The following is a 6,495-nucleotide window of genomic DNA, read 5'->3' as shown; positions in this document are numbered from 1 at the left end:
CGGCGGGGGGGGGGGTGGGGGGCGGGGGGGGGGCGGCGGGGGGGGGGGGGGGGGGGGGGCCCCGGGGGGGGCGGGCGGGGGGGGGGGGGGGGCGGTCACAGCTTCGCCATCCTTCTGCGCCGTACGAGATAGATGAAGACGGGTCCGCCGATCAGCGCGGTCACGATGCCCACCTGGACCTCGGCGGGCCGCGCCACGACCCGGCCCACCACGTCCGCGCCGATCAGCAGCACGGGCGCGAGCACCGCCGCGTACGGCAGGGTCCACCGCATGTCGGGGCCGGTGATGCTGCGCACCAGGTGGGGCACCATCAGGCCGACGAAGACGATGGGCCCGCAGGCGGCGGTCGCGGCCCCGCACAGCAGCGTCACCGCGGTCATGGCGAGGACGCGCGTACGGGTGGGGTGGGCGCCGAGCGCGCGGGCGGTGTCGTCGCCCATCTCCATGGCGTTGAGCGGGCGGGCGATCAGCAGGGAGAGGACCACGCCCGCGGCGATGAACGGCCACATCTTCCCGATGGTCGACATGTCGGCCGAGGCGAGCGACCCGACCGTCCAGAACCGGATCTGGTCGAGCGCGGCCGTGTTGAGCAACTGCACCGCGTTGACGTACCCGTACAGCGCGGCGCTCGCCGCGGTGCCCGCGAGCGCGAGGCGTACGGGGGTCGCGCTGCGGCTGCCGCCCAGTACGTACACGACGGCGGAGACGACGGCGGCCCCGAGGAACGCGAACCACACATACCCGTTGAAGGAGTTGACGCCGAGGAAGCTGATGGCCGACACGACGGCGGCCGCCGCGCCCGCGTTGACCCCGAGCAGGCCCGGTTCGGCCAGGGGGTTGCGGGTGAGCGCCTGCATGACCGCGCCGGCGAGGCCGAGTGCGGCGCCCGCGAGCAGTCCGAGCAGCGTGCGCGGGACGCGGACCTCGCTGACGATGATGTCGTTGCGGCTGCCGCTGGACTCGAACAGCCCGTGCCACACATCGCCGATGGGCATGGATTTGGCGCCGACGGCAACGCTCGCGACACACACGGCCGCGAGCAGGACGACGGCGACGGCCAGGCCCGCGCCCCGCACCGTCCGGCGACCGCGAGGCGGCGCGGGGACCGCGGGGGCGCCGCTCTGTTCTGGGAGGCTCTCGACCAACACGAAGGTTAGGCTAGCCTATCCTGCTGTGCGTCTCGATGGCGCGTACATCACGTTCCGACCACCGGGCGGACAGCCCCAGCGCGGCGACATCCCGGCCACCGGGCCGACAGCTCCACCGCGGCGACGTTCCGACCTCCGGTCGGACAGCCCACCGCGGCGCCCGCGTCCCGGATGTCGTCACCAGCCCAACCGCTTCAGCGCCGCGCCCGCGTCGAGATCGCTCGAACCGTCGCCCGCGCGGGTCCAGGCGGCGGCGCACAACGCCCTGAGCCCGTCCACCACTTCACGCTCCGGCGCGCGGCCTCGTTCGTCCGCGTCACCGCTCCCGTCCCCGTCACCCGCGTCGAGGACGAGCGCGCCTCCGGCCACCGAGGCGGTCCACCGGCCGCACCGGAACCGGCCGTCCCCCGCGTCGCGCACCTCCGGCTGCCCGGCCGTCAGCCCCCGCAGGTCCGCGTCCACGTACGTCGGCCGGTGCCGCGGCCGTGCCGCCAGGAGCTGCCGGGCGTCCGTCACCCCGGTCAGGACGAGCAGCGAGTCCACGCCGCCGTTGAAGGCGCCCTCGATGTCGGTGTCGAGCCGGTCGCCCACCACCAGCGGGCGGCGCGCGCCCGTGCGCAGGACGGTCTCCCGGTGCATCGGGGGGAGCGGCTTGCCCGCGACGCGCGGCTCCGCCCCCGTGGCGATCCGTACGACCTCCACGGCCGCGCCGTTGCCCGGCACGACGCCGCGGGGGCTCGGGATGGTGAGATCCGTGTTCGAGACGAACCAGGGGGCTCCCGCGTTGATCGCCGCGCACGCCTCCCAGAAGCGCCGCCACACCATGTCGGGCCCGCCGTAGCCCTGCGCCACCGCGACGGGGCCGTCGTCCGCGGAGTCCACCGGCACGAGGCCCCGTTCGCGCAGCGCGAGCTCCAGCCCCTCGCCGCCGATCACCAGTACCTTCGCGCCCTCGGGCACCTCGTCGGCGATCAGCCGGGCCACGGCCTGCGCGGAGGTGATCACGTCGTCGGCGCCCGCGGGCACCCCGAGTTCGGTCAGATGGTCCGCGACGACTTGCGGCGGCCTGAGTGCGTTGTTGGTCACATAGGCCAGCCGCATGCCGGCCGCGCGCGCCGCCGCCAGCGCGTCCACGGCGTGCTCCACCGCGTCCCCGCCCGTGTACACGACCCCGTCCAGGTCGAGCAGCGCCGTGTCGTACGCCTCGCTCAGGGCCCTCGCACTACCACAGGGCCTGGTCCCGTTCCGCTGACTCATCGCACCGCACTCCTCGCTCCAGCCGCTCACCCGATCATCGCTCATGGCCGCGCCCCCACATACGATGCTCTGATGAACAGGACAGGCCCGGGGGACGAGGGGCTGCGGCTGACGCCGTTCCGGGGCGTGCGCTACGTCCCCGCGCGGGTGGCCAGCCTCTCCGCGGTGACCTCACCGCCGTACGACGTGGTGGTACGCCCGGACGGCCTGCACCATCTGGAGTCCGCGGACCCGCACAACATCGTCCGGCTGATCCTGCCGCAGGGGCCGACGCCCGCGAGCCGGCACCGGCAGGCCGCACGCACCCTGGAGCGCTGGCTGGTCCAGGGTGTACTGGCCGCCGATCCCGAGCCGGCGCTGTACGTGTACGAGCAGCGCGGCGACGGCGTCCTCCAGCGCGGGGTGATCGGAACGCTCGCGCTGCCCGGCCCGTCGGACGGCGTCGTGCTGCCGCACGAGGACGTGATGGCCGACGTCGTCGAGGACCGCGCCGACCTGATGCGGACCACGGCGACCAACCTGGAGCCGCTCCTGCTCACCTACCAGGGTGACGGCGCCGTGGACGACGGCGCGGGCGACGCCTCCGGCGCCGACCGGACCGCCGGCGTCCTCGACCGGGTCAGCGGACGCACTCCCCTGCTCGCGACCACCACCGAGGACGGCTTCCGGCACCGGCTGTGGTCGGTCACCGACCCGGCCGAGCAGGCGGAGATCAGCGGCGGCCTCGCGGGCCGCCAGGCCCTGATCGCCGACGGCCACCACCGCTGGGCGACGTATCTGCGGCTGCGCGACGAGCACGGCGGCGACGGCCCCTGGGCGTACGGGCTCGTGCTGCTGGTGGACACGGCGCGCTACCCGCTGCGCGTGCGTGCGATCCACCGCCTGCTGCACGGCCTGCCGGTGGAGCGGGCGGTCGCCGCGCTGGAGGACTTCTGCCGGGTGCGTACGCTCCCCGGGCCGCTGCCCGAGGCGCTGGAGGCCCTGGGCGCCGCGGCGGCCGAGAGCAACGCGTACCTGCTGGCAGGTGACGGCCGTTTCCACCTGGTGGACCGTCCTGACACCGGTCTGCTGCACCGCACCGTCCGCGCGGACCGGCCCGAGGCCTGGCGCCGGCTGGACGCGACGGTCCTGCACAGCGCGCTGCTGGACGCGGTGCTGCGGGTGCCCGACGCCCCGGAGCACATCTCCTACATCCACGGCACCGAGGCAGCGGTCCACAAGGCGGAGGCGGACGGCAGCACGGCGGTGCTGCTGCATCCGGTCCGCGAGGACGTCGTACGGGAGCTGGCGCGGCAGGGCGTCACCATGCCGCGCAAGTCGACGTCCTTCGGTCCGAAGCCGGCGACGGGCCTGGTCCTGCGCACGCTGTATCCGGGCTGAGCCGGAAACGGGGGGGGGGGGGGGGGGGGGGGGGGGGGGGGGGGGGGCCCCCCCCCCCCCGCCCCCCCCCCCCCCCCCCCCCCGCCGCAGGGCGTGCTCCACGACCTCGTGCAGCGCGACCACCTGCACCTGGCCCGGCGCGAGCGCGTCCGGCCTGGACAGTTCCTGGAGGTCGCCGATGAGCGCGGCCAGCTCGGACATCTGCGCCTTCACGGACTCCATGAGCGCCCTGCGGTCGGCGGGCGGGATCGCGCGGCCCGTCTCCTCGCTGCGTGCCAGCAGTTCGATGTTGGTGCGCAGGGAGGTCAGCGGCGTGCGCAGCTCGTGGCCCGCGTCCGCGATCAGCTGGGACTGCCGCTCGCGCGAGGAGGCGAGCGCGGCGGTCATCGAGTTGAACGACCTGGACAGCCGGGCGATCTCGTCCTCCCCGTCCACGGGGATGCGGACGCTCAGATCCTCCGTACGGGCCACGTGCTCGACGGCCCGGGTCAGCCCGTCCACCGGCCGCAGCCCGGTCCGCGCGACCCACAGGCCCGCCGCGCCCGCCCCGACGACGCCGATGCCCGCGAGGACGGTCAGCAGCAGCGCCATGCGGTTCTGCGACGCCTGGATCTCGTGCAGCGGGCGCGAGACGGAGACGGCCGCGGGGCCCCAGCCCGGGAGGTTCTGCACCCGGGTGTTGACCCGCACCTGCTCGCCGCTGTCCGTCGTGCTGTCGTGCGTCGTGCCGGGGAACCTGCCGTCGATGCCGTTCGCGATCTGCTTCGCCACGTCGACGTCCGCCGAGGTCACCTTCACCGGCTGCGAGTACGAGACGACGCAGCGCTGCCCGTTGGCGAACACGATCTGCGAGTACTCGAAGTTCTTCTCGTTGGGCCCGGCGCCGTCCCCGCCCGTCCTGCAGCTGTTGAGGGCGGCGACGACCTGGCTGTTCGGCGGCTGGGTGTTGTGCAGCGAGGTGTCCAGCTCGTCCTGCAGCTGGGAGCTGGTGAGCAGCCAGCTCGCCACCGCGACGGCCGTCACCGCGATCGCCACGGCCGCGCCGACGAGCAGCGCCATGCGGGAGCGGATCGGCAGGGCGCGGAAGCGCCGCATGGAGACCTCGGACCAGGTCGTGTGCGAGCCGCCGCCGGGGCTGCCGGTGCCGTCGGGGCTACCGGGGCCGGTGGTGCCCGTGATGCCGTCGGGGCCCGTGGCGCCGGTGGTGCCGCCCGGCCCGGGGCTGTCCTCGTCGTCGGGCCAACGGCGGCCGTCCTCGTCGTGGTCCGGCCACCGGCGGTCGTCCCCGGCGTCCGGCCACCGGCGGTCGTCCTCGTCGTACTCGCCCGCGGGGCCGTCCTCGTGGACCGGCCCCGTCGCGCCGAACCGGCCCCCGGCCCGGGCGGAGTCGTCGTCGGGTCCGCCGTCGCCCCGCCCGCCCGCAGGACCCGTCATGCCGGCCCGCCGGGGGCCGTGTCGGCGCGCAGCACGTAGCCGACGCCCCGCACGGTGTGGACGAGACGGGGCTCGCCCCCGCCCTCCGTCTTGCGGCGCAGGTACATCACGTACACGTCCAGGGAGTTGGAGCTCGGCTCGAAGTCGAAGCCCCACACGGCCTTGAGGATCTGCTCGCGGGTCAGCACCTGCCGCGGGTGCGCCAGGAACATCTCGAGCAGGGTGAACTCGGTGCGCGTCAGCTCGACGCGGCGCTCGCCGCGGGACACCTCGCGCGTGGTCAGGTCCATCCTGAGGTCCGCGAACGACAGCACGTCGTTCTCCGGCTCCGAGCCCTCTCCCGCCGCGGACGCCAGGTAGGAGCTGCGGCGCAGCAGGGCGCGGATACGGGCGAACAGCTCGTCCAGCTCGAACGGCTTGACCAGGTAGTCGTCCGCGCCCGCGTCGAGCCCCGTGACCCGGTCGCCGACGGTGTCCCGGGCGGTGAGCATCAGGATCGGCACCCTCGACCCGCCGTTGCGCAGCCGCCGGGCGGCGGTCAGGCCGTCCATGCGCGGCATCTGGATGTCGAGGACGATCAGGTCGGGCGCGTAGGCCTCGGCCTTGGTGAGGGCGTCGAAGCCGTCCACGGCCACTTCCGTGGCGTATCCGTCGAACATGAGGCTGCGCTGAAGAGCCTCGCGCACGGCGGGCTCGTCGTCGACGATCAAGATCCGCTGGGGATCTGCCTCGGCGGCACTCATGTCGCTGCTCCCTCGTCCGTCCACACCCTCGCTGTCGTATCCGAAGGTAACGGAGTCGGCCACGGCGGGTCCGTCCTCTCCTCAATCGCTGGTGGGCCCCGTCGCGGGTGCTCGGTGGCGCTGTCCCCCGGGCGCGGGGCGCCTGCGGGCGGCCTGTCCGGCGCGCCCGCCGCGGCCCGCGCGGATCAGTTGGCGGAGCTGCCGCCGTCGCGCAGCGAGCTCAGGTCGGCCTTGACGGTGTTGATGGGGATGGCGAAGCCGAGGCCGACGCTGCCCGCCGAGCTGGAGTCGCCGCTCGCGCTGCCGCCGGACGACGGCGCGTACATCGCAGAGTTGATGCCGACGATGTCGCCGTTCATGTCGATCAGCGCGCCGCCCGAGTTGCCGGGGTTGAGGGACGCGTCGGTCTGGAACGCCTTGTACGTCGTCGTCTGGCTCCCGGTGTCGCCGTTGAACTGCTGGCCGCCGAACGAGAACGGCCAGTTGTCGCTGCCGCCGCCGGACCCGTCCGACCCGCCGCCGCCGAACAGGCC

The 6,495-nt window shown here is 74.6% G+C and carries 5 protein-coding genes and 1 pseudogene; 1 reads left to right on the top strand and 5 read right to left on the bottom strand.

The genetic code is table 11. The annotated features are described in order from the left end of the window. Positions 1-95: 95 nt before the first annotated feature. Both LCE31_RS34525 and LCE31_RS34520 read right to left on the bottom strand, forming a co-directional pair. Positions 96-1,148 carry a FecCD family ABC transporter permease gene (locus LCE31_RS34525; RefSeq protein WP_225021583.1) on the bottom strand — a complete coding sequence of 351 codons (1,053 nt, stop codon included), beginning with the start codon at positions 1,146-1,148 and terminating at the stop codon, positions 96-98. Positions 1,149-1,325: 177 nt separating this feature from the next. Next, positions 1,326-2,405 carry an HAD hydrolase-like protein gene (locus tag LCE31_RS34520; protein ID WP_225021581.1) on the bottom strand — a complete coding sequence of 360 codons (1,080 nt, stop codon included), beginning with the start codon at positions 2,403-2,405 and terminating at the stop codon, positions 1,326-1,328. Positions 2,406-2,477: 72 nt separating this feature from the next. On the opposite strand from LCE31_RS34520, the gene LCE31_RS34515 reads away from it, so the two are divergent. Beyond that, positions 2,478-3,785: a DUF1015 family protein gene (locus LCE31_RS34515; RefSeq protein WP_225021579.1), complete on the top strand. Its 1,308-nt coding sequence runs from the start codon at positions 2,478-2,480 to the stop codon at positions 3,783-3,785. 81 nt (positions 3,786-3,866) lie between these two features. On the opposite strand, the pseudogene LCE31_RS34510 reads toward LCE31_RS34515, so the two are convergent. The 3 genes and pseudogenes from LCE31_RS34510 to LCE31_RS34500 form a co-directional block, all read right to left on the bottom strand. Further along, positions 3,867-4,880: pseudogene (locus tag LCE31_RS34510) on the bottom strand (HAMP domain-containing protein); the annotation flags it as partial. 335 nt (positions 4,881-5,215) lie between these two features. Further along, positions 5,216-5,962, bottom strand: a complete 747-nt coding sequence (locus LCE31_RS34505; RefSeq protein WP_225021585.1) for a response regulator transcription factor — start codon at positions 5,960-5,962, stop codon at positions 5,216-5,218. A gap of 185 nt (positions 5,963-6,147) precedes the next feature. Then, positions 6,148-6,495, bottom strand: a 348-nt coding sequence (locus tag LCE31_RS34500) for a S1C family serine protease (protein WP_225021577.1), incomplete at its 5' end; no start/stop codon positions are given.

Origin of the sequence: Streptomyces sp. 8L, assembly GCF_020176795.1 — a bacterium.
In the GTDB taxonomy this organism is placed as follows: Bacteria; Actinomycetota; Actinomycetes; order Streptomycetales; family Streptomycetaceae; genus Streptomyces.
This window is presented reverse-complemented; position numbering and strand designations above follow the sequence as displayed.